Annotated in this window: 15 protein-coding genes; 6 read left to right on the forward strand and 9 right to left on the reverse strand. The window is 67.2% G+C overall.

Annotation, left to right across the window (positions count from 1 at the left end):
• Nucleotides 1-51 precede the first annotated feature (51 nt).
• Entirely contained in the window at nucleotides 52-936 is an 885-nt protein-coding gene (locus ASE48_RS17600; RefSeq protein WP_057168609.1) for a LysR substrate-binding domain-containing protein, read from the forward strand.
• A gap of 5 nt (nucleotides 937-941) precedes the next feature.
• Here the strand turns inward: ASE48_RS17600 and ASE48_RS17605 are convergent, their stop codons facing one another.
• Nucleotides 942-2,018, reverse strand: a complete 1,077-nt coding sequence (locus ASE48_RS17605) for a GGDEF domain-containing protein (RefSeq protein ID WP_057168384.1) — start codon at nucleotides 2,016-2,018, stop codon at nucleotides 942-944.
• Nucleotides 2,019-2,260: 242 nt separating this feature from the next.
• On the opposite strand from ASE48_RS17605, the gene ASE48_RS17610 reads away from it, so the two are divergent.
• Nucleotides 2,261-3,661, forward strand: a complete 1,401-nt coding sequence (locus ASE48_RS17610; protein WP_057168385.1) for a M28 family peptidase — start codon at nucleotides 2,261-2,263, stop codon at nucleotides 3,659-3,661.
• 9 nt (nucleotides 3,662-3,670) lie between these two features.
• On the opposite strand, the gene ASE48_RS17615 is transcribed toward ASE48_RS17610, so the two are convergent.
• The gene (locus tag ASE48_RS17615) at nucleotides 3,671-4,111 is read right to left on the reverse strand and encodes a nitroreductase family deazaflavin-dependent oxidoreductase (protein WP_057168386.1); all 441 of its coding nucleotides are present in this window, start codon (nucleotides 4,109-4,111) and stop codon (nucleotides 3,671-3,673) included.
• A gap of 37 nt (nucleotides 4,112-4,148) precedes the next feature.
• Here ASE48_RS17615 and ASE48_RS17620 point away from each other — a divergent pair, with 37 nt between their 5' ends.
• A complete protein-coding gene (locus ASE48_RS17620) occupies nucleotides 4,149-4,784 on the forward strand; it encodes a TetR/AcrR family transcriptional regulator (protein ID WP_057168387.1) in 636 nt (211 codons plus the stop codon).
• On the opposite strand, the gene ASE48_RS17625 is transcribed toward ASE48_RS17620, so the two are convergent.
• Genes ASE48_RS17625 through ASE48_RS17635 form a run of 3 tightly spaced genes read right to left on the reverse strand, consistent with a single transcriptional unit; the run spans nucleotide 4,785 to nucleotide 8,968 of the window.
• Nucleotides 4,785-5,600: a metallophosphoesterase gene (locus tag ASE48_RS17625; RefSeq protein ID WP_057168388.1), complete on the reverse strand. Its 816-nt coding sequence runs from the start codon at nucleotides 5,598-5,600 to the stop codon at nucleotides 4,785-4,787. It abuts the gene before it with no gap.
• 4 nt (nucleotides 5,601-5,604) lie between these two features.
• On the reverse strand, nucleotides 5,605-7,512 hold the full coding sequence (locus tag ASE48_RS17630) for a putative nucleotidyltransferase substrate binding domain-containing protein (RefSeq protein ID WP_057168389.1): 1,908 nt from the start codon (nucleotides 7,510-7,512) through the stop codon (nucleotides 5,605-5,607).
• Entirely contained in the window at nucleotides 7,496-8,968 is a 1,473-nt protein-coding gene (locus ASE48_RS17635; RefSeq protein ID WP_057168390.1) for a sugar porter family MFS transporter, read from the reverse strand. Before ASE48_RS17635 ends, ASE48_RS17630 begins: the two co-directional genes overlap by 17 nt.
• A gap of 345 nt (nucleotides 8,969-9,313) precedes the next feature.
• Here ASE48_RS17635 and ASE48_RS17640 point away from each other — a divergent pair, with 345 nt between their 5' ends.
• Nucleotides 9,314-10,741, forward strand: a complete 1,428-nt coding sequence (locus ASE48_RS17640) for a serine hydrolase domain-containing protein (protein ID WP_057168391.1) — start codon at nucleotides 9,314-9,316, stop codon at nucleotides 10,739-10,741.
• Between the two features lie 6 nt (nucleotides 10,742-10,747).
• Here the strand turns inward: ASE48_RS17640 and ASE48_RS17645 are convergent, their stop codons facing one another.
• The 3 genes from ASE48_RS17645 to mdlC all read right to left on the reverse strand — a co-directional run bounded on the left by ASE48_RS17645 (nucleotide 10,748) and on the right by mdlC (nucleotide 14,808).
• Nucleotides 10,748-12,628 carry an FAD-binding oxidoreductase gene (locus ASE48_RS17645; RefSeq protein ID WP_057168610.1) on the reverse strand — a complete coding sequence of 627 codons (1,881 nt, stop codon included), beginning with the start codon at nucleotides 12,626-12,628 and terminating at the stop codon, nucleotides 10,748-10,750.
• A gap of 146 nt (nucleotides 12,629-12,774) precedes the next feature.
• Nucleotides 12,775-13,188 (reverse strand): tautomerase family protein, encoded by a 414-nt coding sequence (locus ASE48_RS17650; RefSeq protein ID WP_057168392.1) that lies wholly within the window; start codon nucleotides 13,186-13,188, stop codon nucleotides 12,775-12,777.
• A gap of 3 nt (nucleotides 13,189-13,191) precedes the next feature.
• The gene (gene mdlC / locus ASE48_RS17655; protein ID WP_057168393.1) at nucleotides 13,192-14,808 is read right to left on the reverse strand and encodes a benzoylformate decarboxylase; all 1,617 of its coding nucleotides are present in this window, start codon (nucleotides 14,806-14,808) and stop codon (nucleotides 13,192-13,194) included.
• A 173-nt stretch (nucleotides 14,809-14,981) separates the two neighbouring features.
• Between mdlC and ASE48_RS17660 the strand changes: the two genes are divergently transcribed.
• Nucleotides 14,982-17,729 (forward strand): helix-turn-helix transcriptional regulator, encoded by a 2,748-nt coding sequence (locus tag ASE48_RS17660; RefSeq protein ID WP_057168394.1) that lies wholly within the window; start codon nucleotides 14,982-14,984, stop codon nucleotides 17,727-17,729.
• 194 nt (nucleotides 17,730-17,923) lie between these two features.
• Nucleotides 17,924-18,727, forward strand: coding sequence for a bestrophin-like domain (locus ASE48_RS17665; protein WP_057168395.1), 804 nt, complete (start codon nucleotides 17,924-17,926; stop codon nucleotides 18,725-18,727).
• Nucleotides 18,728-18,746: 19 nt separating this feature from the next.
• On the opposite strand, the gene ASE48_RS17670 is transcribed toward ASE48_RS17665, so the two are convergent.
• Entirely contained in the window at nucleotides 18,747-19,379 is a 633-nt protein-coding gene (locus ASE48_RS17670; RefSeq protein ID WP_057168396.1) for a TetR/AcrR family transcriptional regulator, read from the reverse strand.
• Nucleotides 19,380-19,381: the final 2 nt, after the last annotated feature.

Genomic DNA, 19,381 nt, shown 5'->3' on the forward strand with positions numbered 1-19,381 from the left:
ATATTCTGAAATACCTAAATCGGCGTCAGTAATATGCAGGAGGTCTCAATCGTGGAGTTGCGACACCTGCGGTATTTCCAGGCGGTCGCCGAGGAGCTGCACTTCGGCAGGGCCGCGGAACGGCTGCACATCGCCCAGCCACCGCTGTCCCAGCAGATCCGGCAGTTGGAGCGTGAACTCGGGGTCGACCTGCTGACCAGGAGTACCCGCAGGGTGGACCTGACGGCGGCGGGCGCGGCGTATCTGAAGCGGGTGGCCGCGATCCTGGATGCGGTGGACGACGCCGGGCAGCAGGCGCGCCGGGTGGCCGACGGCGTGGAGGGCCACCTCACCATCGGCTGCGTGGGATCGGCGACGTACTCGGTGCTGCCACGACTGGTGCGCGCCATGCGCGATGCGCTGCCGCATCTGGAGATCAGCATCCGCGGTGAGATGCTGGCCCCCGCGCAGCTGGACGCCCTGCGCTCCGGCGATATCGACATCGGGCTGATGCGGCCACCGGTGGCGGATGCCGGCATCCGGTGCGTCACGCTACGGCGCGACCGCCTCATCGCGGCGCTGCCTGCCGGGCACCCGCTGGCCCGCCACGATGCACTCGACGTCGCCGATCTGCGCGACCAGGACTTCATCGCCCATGCCGGCCAGGGACGTTCGGTGATGGGCGGGGTGCTCGCCGCGGTGTGCGCGGACGCCGGGTTCGCACCCCGGATCCGCCATGAGGTCTCCGAGACGTCGACGTTGGTCACCCTGGTGGCGGCGGGGCTCGGGGTGGCGGTGGTGCCCGCACCCACGGCCGATCTGGACGTCGCCGGGGTCAGCTATCGCCCGCTGCGGCCGGCAACGCTGGGAGTCGACCTGGTGGCGGCGCATCTGGACGGCGGCGCCTCACCCGCGATCGGGCGGGCGCTCGACGTCCTGCGCGAAATCACCCGGTGACCGGATCAGCTGGCGTGCCGAAATCTGTTGCCGCCGGCCCGCTTCGCGTTGTACATCGCCTCATCAGCAGCCACCACCAGACCGTCGATCCGCGCGCGCAGCGTCACCTCGTCATCGTCCAAGGTGTGGATCTCGGCCGATGACGTCCCGACACTGGCCGTGACCGGCACCGGCAGATCGGCGATGGCCCGGCAGATCCGGCGGGACAGCAGCGTGGGGTCCGCGGTCCCGCACGCGGCCGCGACGACGAACTCCTCACCGCCGATCCGCCCGATCACCGCCGTGGTGTCGAAGACGGCGTGGCCCAGCGCGCGCCCGACCGCCACCAGGGCGTCATCACCGGCCTGATGCCCGTACGTGTCATTGATGTGCTTGAAATCGTCGAGGTCCACGACGGCCACCACCAGATGGGCACGGTCGGTGGCGGCCAGCATCTTGGCGATGTGCTGCTGAAACGCCCGGCGGTTGAGCAGACCGGTCAGCGGATCCCGGTCGGCCTGTTCGAGGTCGACGCCGAGCGCACGGACGAGGACGTGAATGGCGACCGGCATGACGATGTTGACCTGCAGCACCAGGAAGATGTCGACCAGGGCGAGCGCGACGTGACCGGAGGCGACCACGCGGACCGCCACCACCAGGGCCACCGCCGTTGCCAGCACGAAGTTGTACAGCACCAGCGCCGTCCCGTGGAAGAACGCGATGTACGCGGCGGTGGTCGCGAAGGCGATACAGCCGGTGAGACCGCCCTGCGGGTTGGGATAGGACAGACAGGCCAGCGCCACCGAGGTGTTCGACACCAGCGCGAAGGCCAGCGACTGACCGCGCGTCGGCCACGTCAGCACCCACAGCACCGCACCGGCGACGCCGCCGGCGAACGCGGTCCACATCATCACCTGCGCGACGGTGTCGCGGGGGCCGTCGACGCTGTTCACCAGCACCAGCAGGCACAGGGCCAACGACCCGGCAACCGAGGCCATGGCCACCCGCACGGCACCGGTCATGCGCCGCGCGACGAGGTAGTCGGTGATCCATTCGTAGTGGTTGGCGCGTAGCAACCACCTACCCGGTCCCGTCGCGGTCATCGTCGTAACCCCTGATCGTGGTGCTGGTCAGCAAATCATCCACGACAGTACAGTGACGCCGACGTAAGCGTCGGTGAAGTGCACTGACTGGGTCGCTTGCGGCAGCGCGGGCAGCGGCTTCCAGCAATGGCTTTGGCCGGCATCGCACGCCGATACGTAGACCACCACCGCGGCAACGACGCGGATACCATGATGCCGCCACGAGCCTTCCCGGGCGTCGTCACGCCTGCGGAAAGGACGTCATGCCCCACCCGACTCGTACCGTTGCGCTGGTCTCCACCATTGTCGCGTTGGCGGGTTGCGCCGCGGCGCAGCCGGCGGGCTCCTACGCCGGCGAGCTGAAGGACCGGATCACCACCGACGCCATCTTCGGCCACCTCGAGCAGTTCCAGCAGATCGCCGAGAATCACGGCGGCAACCGCCAGACCGGCACGCCCGGCTATCAGGCGAGCGTCGACTACGTTTCCGACCTCCTCACGGAGAAGGGATTCGACGTCTACATCGACGAGTTCGAGGCCGGGGTGTTCGATGTCCAGGCCGAATCGCTGCGCGTCGACGACATCCCCTTCCCGGCGCGTGCGGTCGAGCACAGCGCGGTCAGCCCCGAAGGCGGGGTCTCCGGACCGTTGCTCGTCGCGCCCGATGAGCAGGCCCAGGGCTGCACCGCTGCCGACTACGGCACCGCCGCGGCCGACGGTGCGGTCGCCGTCGCGTGGCGCGGTGGCTGTTCTCTCGCCGACAAGGCCGCCGCCGCCACCGAGCGGGGTGCCGTGGGCCTGGTCATCGTCAACAACGTCGACGAGGCGGTGTTCGGCGGTCGACTGCTCGACGAGGACGAGGTGCAACTCCCGGTGCTCTCGGTCGGCCGCGTCGACGGGATGGATCTGGTGCGACGACGTGGGACCGCGACGGCGGAGGTTGTGGCCCGGGTCGAGCAACGCCCGGTGCGCAGCGTGATCGCCCAGACCACCACCGGTTCGGCGGTCGACGTCGTCATGGTCGGCGCCCACCTGGACAGCAACGCGCTCGGTCCGGGTATCGACGACAACGCCTCCGGTGTGGCCGCCGTGTTGGAAACCGCGCTGCAGATGGGCCCCAAGCCGCCGATCGAGAACGGGGTGCGCTTCGCCTTCTGGGCCGGCGAGAAGGAATGGATGCTCGGATCCCAGCATTACGTCGGCTCGCTCGATGAGACGGCGTTGTCGCGGATCGCGCTGTACCTGAACGTCGACATGGTCGCCTCGCCCGACCCGGATTATCTGGTCCTCGACGCCGATGGCACGCTGCCGCCGCACCCACAGACCGATGTGACGGCACCGGAGGGTTCTGCCGCCATCGAGCATGCGCTGACCGACTACCTCGCCGGCCAGGGGATCACCCCCGGCCTTCTGCTTTTCGACGGTCGAGGCGATGGGAATCCGTTTGCCCACACCGGCATTCCGATCGGCGCGCTCAGCACCGGCCGGCCCTCGGAGGACGGCAACGATGCCGCGGGCGACACGATCGCCAATGTCAGCCGCGACGCCCTCGCGGTCACCGGACCCGCGATCGCCCATACCGTCGGGCTGTACGCGCAGGACCAGGCCGGCCAGTACGGCGTGCCGTCCTACGACGATCGAGACCGGCAGCCGCTGGAGCCCTGAGTCGGAGCCTCAGGCCGGGGTGAGCACCACCAGCGGGATGGGCCGCGTGGTCGCCGCCTGATACTCGGTGTAGTTCTTGTTCTTCGCGGTGACGATCCCCCACAGCCGCGCGTAGTCGGCCTCGTCCGGGGTGATCGGGCGTGCGGTCACCGGAAAGCGGCGACGACCGAGGTTGACTTCGGCACCGGGATTGGCGCGCAGGTTGTGGTACCAGGCGGGATGCCGGTCGGCGCCGCCGTTGCTCGCCGCGATCAGGTACTCCTCGCCGTCTCGCCAGTACCCGAGCGCGCTGGAACGCAGCGTGCCGGTCTTCGCCCCTTTCGCATGGAGCAGCAAGGTCGGCGTACCCATCAGCCGGTGGCCGAGCCATCCGCCGGTGCGGCGGTAGATCGCGTTGTGCAGACGCAGCAGCGCCAGCACCGGCGCCGGGATGCTTCTTTCATCGGACATGTCGGTAACTCCCTGTGGGTTGGTTTAACTTGTATGCATGCATGCAGAAAAGTTACCGGCGCCCACCGACAAGTCCATGGGCCCGACCCGACGGACCCAGGAGCAGCGCCGCGCCGAGGCCGAGCGGCGCGTGCTGGATGCCGCGATGACCCTCATCGCACAGAACGGCTCCCGGGCCGTCACTCTCGCCCAGGTCGGCGAGGCCGCCGGGTACAGCCGCGGCATCGTGCATCAATACTTCGGGAACCGGGCCGGCCTGCTCGAGGCGGTCATGGGCGACGCGGGGACCTTCGACGTGCCCGACTACGACGGGCACGCACTCGACCAGATCGCCGACCTGGTCGCATCCTATTTCCGCAACGTCGTCAACCGCACCCCGTCGTCACGGGCCTTTCTCCAGCTGTGGGGCGAGGCCATCGCCGCGGACCCCGTGCTCACTCCCTTGTTCGCCGAACGCGACGCGTCCTTCCGCACGTTCCTGGCGAACCGGATCAAGGCCGGCATCATCGACGGCTCCATCAGAGCGGACATCGACCCGAAAAGCGCAGCGGTGCTGCTCTTGTCGATTCTGCGGGGTACCGGACTCCAGCTCATCGCCAACCCGCCGGTGCGGAACCTAACCACCCTCATCGCCGAGGCGAAGCGCTCGGTCGCTGCGGCGTTGAAGGCGTGACTACACCCGGATAACGCTCCCGGTGAGTTCGAAGGCGCGCCATGGGCTTGTCGGCGTACCGCGGTGGTCGGGGTCGACGCCGATGAGCCGGCCGCCGGCAAGATGCACGGCTTCGTGTTTGGCGTCGACATCGACGGTGACGAGAGCTTCGACGCCGGCCGGCGGTACGGCCGAACCGTCTCCCCGCCATGGGGTGATGCTGTTGTGGCCGTGGATCTGACTGAACGGCAGTTGCCGGTCCGCCCATCCGGGCAGCAGTTCGGTCATGGTATCGGCCCACAGGGGCCCGGCATCCTGGGCATTGGTCCCATGCAACATCGCTCCGGCACGGAACACTCTGTCGGCGTCGGACTTCGAGAGTTCGTTGATCCGGCGGGCGGCCTCCGCGGCGGTAAGCGGGCCGCCGAGGACCCCGGCCCAGAATTCGGCGGTGATGCCCGCATGCGTGATGAGGAAGGACTCGTCCGCGGTGTCGGCCGCGGCGGCCACCACGGCGGAACCGTTCTTCCACCAGCGCTTGATGGTGCGAATGTGTTTGCGGCTTAGAGTCTCCGGCCACGCGAACACCGGCGGCTGCAGATAGTGCGCCTCGTGATTGCCGATGAGCTGAATCCACTGCGCGGGCTGGGTGCGTAGGTAGCCGTCGATCATGTCAACGACCTGGGCGGAGTCGGGGCCCCGATGAATCAGATCCCCGACCTGGACGACGATCAGATCCTCGGGTAGGGAGCCGTCGGGGTGGGCGCCGAGCCGGGCGAGCTCGTGGCGCAGTGGGTTGGCGTGTCCACCGACGTCACCGATGACGGCGATCCGCATCCCGTCAGGTGGCCTTTCGCCGAGCCGGCCGGGGAAGAAGTGCGGGGCGCAGAGCGACGCGGTCCATGCGGCGGGCGATGGTGTTGATCTCTCGGACAGCTTGGCCGATCATGCTTCTCTCTATCGGTGACAGTTCGTCACGGTCGATCAGGTCATTGGGCGCCTGCCCCTCGTGCAGCCGATTGAGGTGGTGGCGTAGCCGCATTCGCTGCAGGATCTCGAACACCTCGATCAGGCGGGCGGCTTCTGCACTGGGCAGGATGGCGGACCCGGCGGCGTCGCGGAGTCGTTTCACGGTCTGCAGTTCGGTGGAACCGACGCCCAGGGCGGCCCAACGGGCGATGCTCACCACCGGTAACAGCCCGTGGGTCTTGACGTCGAAGCTGTCCCCCTTGCCGGTGAACACGTCGCGGAGCGTGCGCTCCCGCTCTTTGGCGCGGTGCGAAAGCGACTCCGAAAGAAGCAGATCCATTGCGGCCGGGTGCTGCCGGAAGTCGGTGAAGACTCGTGCCACCTCCGGCAGTCCCGGTGTGCCGTGGATGGGCCGAGCGTCCACCAGCAGCGATGCGATGACGGCCAGACCGGTGCGGTGGACCGCCATGGCGGCGCGGGAATGCTCCCCGGGCGCGGTCAGCCAGCGCGTGGCCGCGGCTCGCCACTCACTGTTCGTCCGGGAGAATGCCTTGTTGGTGGCGTTGGCGCCGTTGACGTCGACGCCGAGCCCGGCAGCCGTGAGCAGTTCGTTGACTTCTTCGAACGCGCGACGGAACAGCACCATCGTCTCCGGCGACACGTCGTCGTCGAAGGCGATGGCGACGTCGAGGTCCGAGCCGGGCATCGCTTCGCGCCGGCCGTGGCTGCCCAGGAAGAGCCAGGTGAACTGATCGAGGGAGAGTTCGGCATGGCCGGCGAACACCAACTGGATCGACCGCCGGACGATCGCGTCGACGATCGCGGAGTAGACCCGGATGACGCGATCGACGGCCAGCCCGCGGTCGAGGATGTCGCTCAGGACTGACGGTGCCCGCCGGGCCCGCTCGATCAACTCGTCGCGGTGGCGGGCGCGGCGGATCTGTTCGAGCATCCCGAATCCGGCCGTGGTCGGTGCCAGCACGAAGTCACGCGCCCCGAGTACGCCGCGCAGCTTATCGGTTCGATCGACAACCGGCAGGTACTCGGCTCGGGTGTCGAGCAGGGTGATCAGCGCCTCGACCGACGAGCCGGTGAGTTCGACCGTTGTGGCCGGGTGCACCATCACCTCGCGCGCGGGGGTGTCCCCAGAGATTCCGTCGCCGACAACTCGGCGACCTAGCACCGCATCGGTGACTATGCCGTAGGTGCCGTCACCCGAATCAACGACGGCGCAGTGCATCTCACGCTCCGCCAGCTGCCGCGCGACGACGGCGACCGGGGTGTCCGGGGCGACGACCAACGGCGTGGTCGCGATGAGGTCTTCGACCGTGCTGAACATCGGCGCCGAGGTTGAGCGGCGTCGGGTGCGGGAGATGTAGTCGGCCAGGAACCGGGCGCCGTTGCGCGAGTAGAAGGCCGGTTCGACCAGATTTCCGGGCAGGACCGCGATGGTGGCCGGCGTGGTGGCGACCACCCGGGGCCCGATCGGGCGTTCGGTGAGCATCGCGGAGAATCCGAACACGTCGCCGGCGACAAATCGGTCGTCACCGGCTTTGGTCACCTGGTCCTGGTCGTGCCAGAGGTCGACTTCGCCGCTGAGCACGACGTAGATCTCGGTGGGTGGCGCGGTGAACGCGTCGACCACCAGATCGCCTGCGGCGAAATGCCGGACGGTCGCCGCCGCCGCAATCGCCGCCAGCTCCGACGGGCCGAGCGCACCGAAGAGTTCGACTCGGCCGAGAAATCGGCCCAACTCCTCCTGCTCAGCGCAGGCCGACATAGATCTGCCCGGTCGACACATCCTCTTCGAGCGCCTCCAGCGAGCGGCCGCGGGTCTCGGGCACCTGGGTGTAGACGAACAGCAATGCGACCACCCCGATGCCGGCGAACAGGAAGAACGACCCGGTGATGCCGATACTCGCGACCAGGGTCGGAAAATAGAGCCCGAGGAAGCCGTTGGTGACCCAGCAGAAGAAGACGGCTGTGCCGATGCCGAGACCACGCATGTGCAGCGGGAAAACCTCCGCCAGCCATACCCATACGGCGATGTTGAGGAAGGTCTGCATCGACAGCACGAATCCGACGACGAGGACGAGGATCACGTACGGCCGCGCCGGGTTCCCCGCCGGCAGCAACATCGACGCAATGCCCACGAGGCAGTGGAACGTCGTGGTGAGCGTGAGACCGATCATGAAGGTCTTACGGCGGTCGATCCGGTCCATGTTACGCAGCGCGATGATGCCGCCTATCACGGCGACCACTCCGAATGCGATGTTGGCGAGCACGGCCTCCTCCTCGCCCATGCCCGATTCCTCCAGCACCCGGGTGCCGTAATACATGATCGAGTTGATACCGGTGAGCTGCTGGGTGATGCAGACACCGATGCCGACGAAGATGATGCGCCGCAACCACTTACTGCCCATGACGGCGCGAATTCCGATCTGGTGAGCCTGGCGCTCCTGCCGGGCTATCAGCTCCACCTGGGCGAACTCCGCCATGGCCCGATCTTCGGAACGCACGGATTTCAGCACCGCGAGCGCCGCCTCGTTCTTCCCCTTCTCCACCAGCCAGCGCGGCGATTCCGGCATCCGCAGCATGCCGACGAACAGTGCCACCGCGGGCAGCGCACACACCGCGAACATGATCCGCCAGACGCCGTCCACGTGGCCGAGGGTCACACCGAGGATCGCGTTCACCACGAACGCCGACAGCTGGCCGACGACGATGGCCAGCTCGTTGCGCCCGGTGATCGAGCCACGAATCTCATATGGCGACAGTTCGGCAAGGAAGACCGGGACCACCGTCGATGCGCCACCGACGGCGAGCCCGAGCACGATGCGGCCGGCCACCAGGGTGGCGAAGCCCGTGGCGGAGAACGTACCCGTCTCGGGTCCGGCCGGCGAGAACACGACGAGCAGGACACCGACGAAGAACAGCACCGCCAGGATCAGGATCGTCTTGCGGCGCCCGATCGCATCGGAGATGATCCCACCGACCAAGGCGCCGATCGCGGCGGCGAACAGCAGCGCGCTGATGACCACGCCCAGCTGGAGCAGGGAGAGCCCGAGTTCCTGTGCCATCGGCCCTTCGGCGCCGTTGGCCACGCCGGTGTCGTAGCCGAACAACAGGCCGCCCAGGCAGGCGACGATCGAGATCACGCCGATCCTTCTCTGGTGGGGTCCGGTCGTCAGTGGTGGTAGGTCGGCTTCTGCCGCCGACTCCGCGTGGGTGGTCATGTGGGACTCCTTCACTGTGTGGCCTGCGGGGTACAGCGACGCCGGCCGGCGACGGTGACGCCCGTCACATCAAAAGAGAATACCGTTCGATGGGCATTTGTAAAGTCATACTGACATTACAAGATCAGATACAGCAAGGACGATAGGCCCACGGGGGCCTAGTTCATCAGGTGACATTCGCTGCTACAGAACAGCTTTGGCACATGTGCAGAGCTTGGCGGCCGACGTCTGGGGTCTTCGCCACACTTCCTTAGACCGTTCTAATAAACCGCTCTAGGCCTGGCTTTGCGGAACGGTCCGGCGTCGATCCGTCCTCAATGCCGGGTGCGGGGATACCGTCATCGGGTGACGGTGTCAGGATCGCGCGTCGCCCGGCTGCCCGCCGTGGCGGCCGCACTGCTGACCCTCGCCGCGGTGCCATCGTGCGGACAGCCGGCGCAGCCGCCGCCGGTCAACGCGCCGTCGGCAGAGACCACGTCATCGGACACCACACCGTCAACGGCGCGCACGACTCCCGGCGCCGTGTCGTCGATCGAGTTCGCGCCGGTCTCTCAGCTCATGAACGACGCGATCGCCCAGCATCGGCTGCCCGGTGCGGTGGTCCAGATCGGGCACGCCGGGAAGGTCGCTTTCCGCACAGCTTTCGGCGAGCGCAAGCTCGCCGGCGAACCCGGCCTGGACGGGTCACCGTCGCCCGCCGAGCCGATGACCGTGGACACGATCTTCGACCTGGCCTCCCTGACGAAAAGCCTCGCCACCGCGACGGCCTTCATGCAGCTGCACGAACAGGGACGCGTTCATCTCGATGATCCCGTTCAGGCCTACCTGCCCGATTTCCGGCCGGCCAACGACCCACGCCGTGCGGGGCAGGTCACGCTGCGCATGTTGCTCACACACACGTCGGGCATCGCGGGAGATCTGAGCCTGGACGGACCGTGGGGACTGGACCGGGCCGACAAGGCCGACGGCCTGCGCCGGGCGCTCGGCGCCTGGGTGGTGTTCGAGCCCGGAGACCTCTTCCACTACTCGGACATCAATTTCATCCTGGTGGGCGCCATCATCGAGAAACTCACCGGGCAATCCATCGACACGTATGTGCAGAACAACGTGTTCACTCCACTGGGGATGACCGACACCCACTACTTCCCCGCGACCAAAGCCTGTGGACCGCATGAGATCCTGGGCAACGCGCTCGTCGTCGATCCGCAGGCGCCCGAAGTGGCCGCCTGCCCGGCAGGGTCGTGGAGCACCGACCTCCTCGGCCGCGTCGCGCCCACCGCACACGATGAGGACACGCCAGGACTCAACCCTGACCACGGCCGCCTTCTCCGCGGCACGGTGCACGATCCGACGGCCCGCCGGATGGGAGGAGCGACCGGCGCCGCCGGGGTGTTCTCCACCGCCCACGACGTCGGACTGTTTGCGCAGGCCCTGCTCGATCGGCTCGCGGGCCGGCCCAGCACGTTTCCGCTGGCGCAGTCGACCGTCCGGCTGATGACCAGTCCCCAGCAGCCCGGCCCGGGGCCGGACCTGCGCGGCTTGGGCTGGGACATCGACACACCGCATTCCAGGCCGCGCGGCACGATCTTTCCCATCGGCAGCTTCGGGCATACCGGCTTCACCGGCACCACGCTGTGGATCGACCCGGGGTCGGACACCTATGTGGTCGTGCTCGCCAACGTGATCCATCAGTGCGGCGGCCCGCCGATCGTGGGGCTCAGCGGTGACGTGGCCACCGCGGCGGCCCGGACACTGCATCTGTACGGCAATTGACGGGGTTCACGTCGCGTTCGGCCTGACTGCGATCTTGAAGATGAGGGTGTCCAGCGCACCGAAGGCGCCGTGTGCGCTGATGTACAGCCGTTTCGCGTCGTAACCCGCGACGTCCTTCATGGTCTCGGCACCGAAGCGAGCCTGCGTCTGGCCATCGATGACGGTGACATCGGCACCGAGCAGAGCGTGTCGGATGTGGCTGCGTTCGGCACCGGTTGCGGTCGCCACGAGGGCCCCGATGGTGCGGTGCCCACCGGTGGTCGGGACCGCAGCGCACGCGATGCCGTGCTCGTCGAGGAAGCGGTTCGCTGAGTCGATGGTGACGTCGGCACCCATGACGAGGCTGAGGTTGCCGAGATTGACGTCGATGTCCGTGTTGTCACCGGTGGTGAGTAGCGCGTCCGGGTTCGAGGAGATGCCGCCTGCGAGGGCTTTCCGGACCGCGGCACCGAATGCGCTGGTGTCGGGCTCCTCGGGGGATGGATCGGGCAGCATGATCCCGGGGTTGAGCAGCCCGGCAGCATCGAATGCCTTCTTGATCGACCGTTGCGCCGAGATCTCCACCGGGGTGAAGCGCTTCGTCATGAACTGGATCTTCTCGGTGCCCACCCCGTGCTCGCCGGTGATGGTGCCGCCTAATTGCAGTGCGGCATCGATGATTTCATTGTTCGCTGCTTCCAGCGCGGAAGCGGCCAGCGGATTGTCCCTGTCGAAGAACGTGGTGGGGTGCAGATCGCCGTCACCGGCATGGCCACACACCGCGATGAACAGCAGCCCGTCGGAATGGCGCGCGGCAGTGGCCTGGATGGCTTCCTGCATTTCGGGAATCCGATCGCGGGGCACAGTGACATCCCCGATGAAGAAACCCTTGCCGCTCTGCACCACCGAGTTGGGGGCGTTGAGTCGGCCGTACCACAGAGCGGCGCGGGCCTTTTCGTCCTCGGCGACCCGCACCTCGGTGGCCCGCTCGCGCAATACGCTCTCCACGATCGCCTGATCGTGGAGCACCTCGGCGGCTGTACCGTCGACGTCGATGAGCACGATGGAATCGGCGTCCAGTGGGTAGCCGGTGTCGTAGAACTGTTGCAGCCCGGCAATGCCCGCCCGGTCGAGCCATTCCACGGCGGCGGGTACCACACCGCTGGCGATGACGGCGGCAATGGTGTCGGCGGCTTCCCGTGCGGACGCGAAGGCGCCCATCAAGCTGTGGGTCACCTCAGCGATCGGCCGCAACGCAACGGTTGCTTCGGTGACGATGCCAAGCGTGCCTTCGGACCCGATGATGACGCCGAGCAGGTCTGGCCCTTCGTCGTCGGCGCTGAAGGTGGTCTCGGACCCGTCGGGTAGAACGACGTCGACAGACAGGATGTGGTTGTAGGTGACGCCGTACTTCAAAGCGTGCGGACCGCCCGCATTTTCGATGATGTTGCCGCCCACCGTAGCCAGGTGTGCCGAGACCGGGTCAGGCGAGAAGCACAATCCATGTGGGGCGAGCGCCGCCTGAAGATCCGAGTTGATCACGCCGGGTTCCACTCGGGCGGAACGACTCTCGGTGTCGATGTCAAGGATGTGATTCAGGCGGGACAGATCCAGCAGAACGCGGCCCGCCGTGGGCATCATTCCTCCCGAGCAGTTCGATGCGCCTCCGCGCGGCACGATAGCAATACCGTGGTCTTTGGCAATCCGGACGATCGAGGCGATCTCGTCGCGATTATGCGGGCGAAGCATCAGTTCAGCGGTGGCACCGACTCCCCAGAAATCGTGTCCACTGTCAGTCAGGACGGTGGAGTCGGTGACGACCTCGGCAAGGCCCGCGACGGCCCCGGCGAACCCGTCCATGCTCGTGCTCTTCACGGCGGCGGCAACGGGTGCGTCGTGTGCGGTCATGTCATCCACTCCTTGGGGATAGCGGGTGTTCGTTGTGTGAATTACTTTGCTGCGGAACGGGCTCGATGTCTCCCAGGCTGTCCCCCGCCGAGAGGTCACGCTAGCTGGGGGTTGGCGTAGGGGCGAGCTGCAACCTGCACGTCAGCTCAGTCGTGTCCGACGGCGCCCTGTGCACGTAACCACGCATCTTCTTCGCCCGGGGCGGGCAGTACACGTCCACCTTCGATGGCGAAATGCGCTGGGCTGTTCTGGATCACGACAAGGATGCGCTCCGCGGGGATGCCGGTGACTCGAGAGGCTGCCGCCGCTATCGCAGCCACCAGTTGGCTACTTTGGGCTTCGGGATGGCCGGTGCGGACCCAACCGTTGATCAACAGCGGTTGGGCGGGTTGGCCATTGGTGTACACGTCGTCGGGTGCCAGCTCATGGAACACGACATTGACGTAGGTGCCGGGAACGTGATTGATCATGGAATGGATCCTGGTCACTTCACCGGCCAGGCCGGCCTTGGTTTCGGCGCTCAGCGTCGCCTCGACCGTCGTGCACGTGTAGACCGGCATCGGTCAGCCCAGGAACGGGAGTTGCGGCTGCGTGGGCACCACGAGGACGGTCGGCCCGTCCGCCTCCAGGGCCGCCTTGAACTCGCGCGCCAGGCTCTCGGTGCCGTCCACGTTGACCGTTCGACAACCGAAACCGGTTGCCAGCGCCGCAATATCGAGCCCGGGTAAGTCCAGTCCGGGGACATTTGGTGTCTCTTCGAGAAGCGCAAAGGACTTCAGGACGCAGTATTCGCCGTTGCGCTGCACCACGAACACAATCGGAAGTTTGTGCTGCGCAGCCGTCCAGATGGCCTGGATCGAGTACTGGAACGAGCCATCACCGATCGAGGCGACGATGGTTCGCTGCACGCCGCGGGCGCGGTCGCCGAGCGCGATACCCACCGCTGCCGGCACTCCCCAGCCGATCCCTCCACTGCCCGTGGCGAAGAAGCTACCGGTGCGCCTGGTGGGCCACCACTGGATGAGGTCCGCCAGCGTCGAGGTGGACTCCATGACGACCGCTGCGTCCTCGGGTTTGATCGAGCTGAGCACCGCGTAGACATCGTTGGGCAGCAGAGGCGCGGACGCCACGGGGAGCTCGCCGCTGAAATCCCGGCTCAGCCCGGGAGGTGCCTTCCGGTCCGCCGGCACCTCGACGAGGTCCAACAGCTCGTCGAGGGCGATGCCCACATCGCCGACCAGGCTGTCGCCGACCGGCGCCACCGCGGCAAGGTGCGGATCAACGGTGATCTGCAGTACCGCGGTTCCCTCCGGCACCCATTCGCCGGCGACGTAGGGGTAGTACCGGAACACCTGCGCACCGATGGCGATGACCAGGTCGAAACCCTGCAATGCCTCGTTGACACCCGCGATCGTCAGGGGCAATGGCCCGGCGTACAGCGGGTGATCCTCGGGGAACGAACACCGGTCCGAGAGCCCACTGCCGCGCACCGACGCACGCAGTTTCTCGGCGAAGGCGATGCCGGCATCCCAGGCGCCGGCACGGTCCACCTCGGGTCCCAGAAGCAACAGCGGCCGCTCCGCGCGGCTGATCCGTGCACCGAACTCGCGCAGGCGCTCCCTGTCTGGCTGAACACGGTGGCTGACCGTTCTGACCACCGCCGGCCCCAGTGCCGGCTTGTTCCAGTCGTCGAGCGGAATGGACAGAAACACCGGACCCGCGGGCGGTTGCGTCGCCACCGCGTAAGCGCGCATGAATGCCGCAGGGACATCCTCGGCGCGTGCCGGTTCGTAGGCCCACTTGACCCATGGCTGCGGCATCACCGTCGGGTCGGGGTTGTTCAGATACGGATCACACAAGGACATTTCGCGGGTCTGCTGACCTGCGGTCACGATCAGCGGCGTGTTGGCACGGTAGGCCGCGACCAGGCTGCCCATCGCATTGCCGGTGCCCGCGGCGGTGTGCAGGTTGACGAGCGCCGGCTTGCCGGTGGACTGGGCGAAGCCATCGGCCATCGCCAGCACGGATGCTTCCTGCAACCCCAGGATGTAGGTGAAGTCGTCGGGGAAGTTCTGCAAGAAGGTCTGTTCCGTGGACCCTGGATTGCCGAAAACCGTGGTCAGGCCGAGTGTGCGGAGCAGGTCATAGGTGACGTGGTGGACGGACTTTGCTTCGGTCATCGCTGGAAACCCTTCGTCAAATGAGTGCACTTCCGCTACGCCCATCACACACGGCGGCCAGGCGCGACGACCCCGTGGAAACCACGGGTCGGCGGCAACCGGGGTTCGGGCCGGACCGGGAAGCTGCGGCACTTCAGGCCACCGCCGACCAGCTCTCGTGTCAAGATCACCGGATGGGCGGCGATGCGGGCGGCAACGCGCTGGTGGGACGCCGCGACGAGCAACAGACGCTGGCCGAATTGCTGGCACGCGTCCGCGGCGGCGGCAGCGGCGTGCTCGTCCTTCGCGGCGAGGCCGGTATCGGCAAAACCGCATTGCTACGCGATGCCCGTGATCGCGCCTCCGATCTCCGGGTCATTGCGCTGAGCGGGGCGGAGTCGGAAATGGAGCTTGCGTACGCCGGCGTTCAGCAACTGTCAGCCCCATTGCTCGGCCATATCGATCGGTTACCCGGCCCGCAGAAGAACGCGCTCCGGGTGGCCCTCGGTTTGCGTGACGGCGCCGCGCCGGATCGCCTCCTGGTGGGGTTGGCCGTGCTGTCCCTGCTCGCCGACGCCGGGGCGGAGAAGCCCACCGTCTGCATCGTCGACGACGCGCAGTGGATTGACCGCGCTTCGCTGCAGGCGTTGGCGTTTGCCGGGCGCCGGCTCGTCGCCGACCCCGTGGCGATGATCTTCGCGACCCGCGGATCGCAGGCCGATCCGGCGCTGGCGGCGCTGCCCGACCTACCCGTCGGCGGCCTCTCCGATGCCGATGCCCGTGCACTGCTCTCGACGATGATGCCGGCCCGGCTCGACGAAACCGTCCGCGACAATATCCTCGCCGAGGCCGGCGGAAATCCGCTGGCGTTGCTCGAATTGAACCGTGCATTGCCACCGGCTCAGCTCGCCGGCGGCTACGGACTGGTGGCGGCGAAGCCGCTGGCCACCCGCATCGAGCAGACGTACGGCCAACGGTTGCGCGAACTGCCGCCGCAGACGCGCATGCTCCTGCTGCTCGCGGCCGCCGAACCGACCGGCGAGCCGGCGTGGTTGTGGGCGGCCGCCGCGCGTCTCGGAATCGGTGCGGACGCTGGTGTTCCGGCCGAGCGCAGCGGGCTGGTGACCGTGAATACCAGATTGCGATTCCGGCACCCGCTGGTTCGATCGGCGATCTATCGCCACGCCACCCAGCCTGAGCGCAGGCAGGCTCACGCCGCATTGGCCGAGGTGATCTCCGGGCCGGTCGCGGACGAGCACCGCGCCTGGCACCGTGCCCACGCCACGGACGCACCCGATGAAGCGATCGCGGTGGAACTGGTGGAGTCGGCCGAGCGCGCCCGCAAACGCGGTGGATCCGCCGCGGCCGCGGCGTTCCTCGCGTACGCCGTCGAACTGACGCCCGAACCGTTCACGCGGGGCGAACGCGCACTCATGGCCGCCCGCGCCAAGGTCGACGCGGCGGACCCTGCGGCGGCCACCACGCTGCTGGCATCCGTTGCGCGCGCCGACAGCGAATTACTCGATGCCCAGGCGGATCTGCTGCGCGCCAAGATCACCTTCGCCACCAACCGCGGCCGCGACGCACCTCCGCTGCTCTTGGCGGCAGCGGAACGGCTACGGCCGTTCGATGTCGCGCTCGCACGCGAGACCTACCTCGAGGCACTGATGGCCGCCATGATCGTCGGCAGACTGTTCCTCGGTGAGCACGGCTCGGCGGCGGCGATCGCCGCGTCCGCGATGCAGGCGCCGCCTGCCTCGGATCCCCCCACGGCAGTCGACCTGTTTCTGGACGGTCTGGTTGTCCGGCTCACGCAGGGGTACACCGCGGCTGTTCCGTTGCTGCAGAGGGCCGTTCGGCAGTATCTGGCGGAAGAGGCGGCAGGCACGGCAGATCCGCGTTGGCACGACATCACCAACCGGGTTCTGCTCGATCTCTTCGATCAGGACACCTACGATGGGCTCAACGAACGGCAATCCGAGATGTTGCGCGCCACGGGCGAGTTGACCGTACTTCCGGCAGCCCTGACCACGTACGCAGGAGCATGCGTCACGTCAGGTGACTTCACTCGCGCAGCTGAACTACTTGCCCAGTCCGACGCGATCTCCGTGGCGACGGGGGCTCCGCCGCACCGGTCGATCCAGACGTATCTCGCGGCGTGTCGTGGGCAGGAGCAACAAGGCAGGCAACTGGCACGAGAGACCATTCAGGAAGCCACGGCGCGCGGTGAAGGCAGCGAGGTCACCGTCGTACTTTTCTCGGTGGCCGTTCTCCACAACGGACTCGCCCAGTACCCGGAGGCATTCGCGGCGTGCCTGTCCGCCCTCGAATACGACGACGTGGGGATGTACGGCCACCTGCTCAACGAGATGGTCGAAGCTGCTGCCCGCTCCGGCAATACGAGCGCCGCCGAGGCAGCGGCTGCACAACTGTGGGACCGTGCCGACGCATCAGGTACGGCAACCGCACTGGGCTACGCAGCCCGCGCCAGGGCGCTACTGGGCTCAGGCATTGAAGCTGAGCGCGAGTATCGAACGGCAATAGCGGAATTAAAGCGAACTCCACTGAAGGTCCTCACCGCGCGCACTCGCCTGATCTTCGGCGAATGGCTGCGACGCGCGAACCGCCGGGCTGACGCCGTCACCGAATTGCGGGGCGCCTACCAAATGTTCGTCGAGATGGGGGCCGACGGCTTGGCCGAGAGGGCCCGCCGTGAGCTCCAGGCGGCCGGCGAATATCAACGAAACGATCTGGGCCACGGGTCCGTAGCGGCACTGACGACACAAGAGAGCTACATCGCCCGGCTCGCAGGTGACGGTTACACCAATTCCGAGATCGCCAGCCACCTGTTCATCAGCCCACGGACAGTGGAATGGCACCTGAGCAAGATCTTCGCCAAGCTCGGGGTGTCGTCACGCCGCGAGTTGAGACAGCGCGACTAGAGGCATCCGCCCGCGGGCCTGCCTCGGGTGCCGAAGCCTTGCCGTCCGAAACGATCGCTTGGCCCGTTCCCGCACGCCACAGGGTCCTCATGCCTCACAATCGGCGAGCGGTCATCGCAGCGATGCCCCGCCTCTATTGATGGGATTTCCATGGGCCATAGCTGGCACCGCTCGGCCCGCATCCCGGCATCCACGTGCTGACCTGGCTCGCGGGTCTCGTGCTCGTGGTCGTGGTGACCACGGCCGTCGTCGCAAAACTGTTGGCACGTACCCGCGCACCCGATCCCGGCTGGTTCATCGACAGCACCCGCGCCGCAGGTGCGCTGACCGTGATCGGCACCATGTTCGCGGTGCTGATGGCCTTCACCATCTTCTACGCGCTGCAGAACTACCAGCGTGCCCGCGACGGCGGCAGCATGGAGGCGATCGCGGTCACCGAGTTGCACAACGTCGCCGATGTACTCGAAGGCCACGACGGCGAAAGCCTGCACGGTGACCTCATCTGCTATTCACGCGCCGTCGTCGCCGACGAGTGGCCGGCGATGGGACGCGGCGAACGATCGGACACCGTGCAGCACTGGGTCGACGGGATGGTCGTCGATTTCGCCGCCACGGATCCGACGAACCCCAAACAGGAAGCGGCCTACTCGCAGTGGTTCGACCAGCAGGCGCAGCGCAGGGACGGTCGCCGTGCCCGCGCCGCCGAAATCGATCCCTCGGTGCCGCCCCCGCTGTGGATCGTGTTGGGGATCGGCGCGTCGGCCATCTTCATCTACATGTGCGTCCAGGCCGACCGCCGGGAAAGCGCTGTCGTCCAAGCGATACCCATCGCGTTCGTGTCCGCTCTCGTCACGTCGGCGCTGCTGGTGGTCGCCTTCCTCGATCACCCGTATGCCGATTGGGCGGGCAGCATCCAGCCTGACGAGATGCGCGTGACGCTGAACCTCATCGACGACGGCCACGAAACGCCCTGTGACGGGAACGGCAACCCCACGTAAGCGCTTTGCTCGCCGTCGATCATCCGCCTTCAGGATTGAGCATCGGTAGCAGCACATTGCGCACGAGCGCCACGATCGTCTCATCGTCGTCCAACGTGATCGTCCCCGCACGCGTGAGAAGCAGCGAGATCGCAAGCCGCGCAAGCACCTCGGCCGCTTGGTCGATGTCGGCCGGTGCAGCGCGGCCTGCTCGCACTTCGGCATGTAGCTGCTGACCGATCAACTCTCGGTACAGGGCCAGTGCCGGCGCGCCGTCGACGGTGAGCAACGGCAGGATCACCTCAGGCTCGGTGCGTAGAAGCCGGTCGAACAGCGGGTGGCCGCGAACGAAGTCGATCGCGAATGAGAAGCCGAGCACAACCCGTTGCTCCAGCGTCTGCTCCCGCTCCCAGACGCGCTCGAGCTCCGCCATTCCGCGGCGGATTTCCCGCGCCACGACGACTCCAACAAGACCCTGCTTGTTCTGAAAGCGCCTGAATACAGTCATCTTCGAGACACCCGCGCGGCGCGCGACATCATCGACACTCGCCCGTCGAATCCCGTACTCGGCGAACACCTCAAATGCCGCCGACGCGACGCGGTCCACTGTCGAGTCTTCGCCGGGCAGCGGGCCCTCATCAAGTTGCGCCATTGACAGCGCCGAGAAATACATGT

Origin of the sequence: Mycobacterium sp. Root265 (assembly GCF_001428895.1) — a bacterium.
Classification (GTDB): domain Bacteria; phylum Actinomycetota; class Actinomycetes; order Mycobacteriales; family Mycobacteriaceae; genus Mycobacterium.

Coding starts and splice junctions, on each gene's coding strand:
- ASE48_RS17605 (WP_057168384.1), bottom strand. CDS start 2,018: ATGACCGCGACGGGACCGGGTAGGTGGTTGCTACGCGCCAACCACTAC.
- ASE48_RS17610 (WP_057168385.1), top strand. CDS start 2,261: ATGCCCCACCCGACTCGTACCGTTGCGCTGGTCTCCACCATTGTCGCG.
- ASE48_RS17615 (WP_057168386.1), bottom strand. CDS start 4,111: ATGTCCGATGAAAGAAGCATCCCGGCGCCGGTGCTGGCGCTGCTGCGT.
- ASE48_RS17620 (WP_057168387.1), top strand. CDS start 4,149: ATGCATGCAGAAAAGTTACCGGCGCCCACCGACAAGTCCATGGGCCCG.
- ASE48_RS17625 (WP_057168388.1), bottom strand. CDS start 5,600: ATGCGGATCGCCGTCATCGGTGACGTCGGTGGACACGCCAACCCACTG.
- ASE48_RS17630 (WP_057168389.1), bottom strand. CDS start 7,512: ATGTCGGCCTGCGCTGAGCAGGAGGAGTTGGGCCGATTTCTCGGCCGA.
- ASE48_RS17635 (WP_057168390.1), bottom strand. CDS start 8,968: ATGACCACCCACGCGGAGTCGGCGGCAGAAGCCGACCTACCACCACTG.
- ASE48_RS17645 (WP_057168610.1), bottom strand. CDS start 12,628: ATGACCGCACACGACGCACCCGTTGCCGCCGCCGTGAAGAGCACGAGC.
- ASE48_RS17650 (WP_057168392.1), bottom strand. CDS start 13,188: ATGCCGGTCTACACGTGCACGACGGTCGAGGCGACGCTGAGCGCCGAA.
- mdlC (WP_057168393.1), bottom strand. CDS start 14,808: ATGACCGAAGCAAAGTCCGTCCACCACGTCACCTATGACCTGCTCCGC.
- ASE48_RS17660 (WP_057168394.1), top strand. CDS start 14,982: ATGGGCGGCGATGCGGGCGGCAACGCGCTGGTGGGACGCCGCGACGAG.
- ASE48_RS17670 (WP_057168396.1), bottom strand. CDS start 19,379: ATGTATTTCTCGGCGCTGTCAATGGCGCAACTTGATGAGGGCCCGCTG.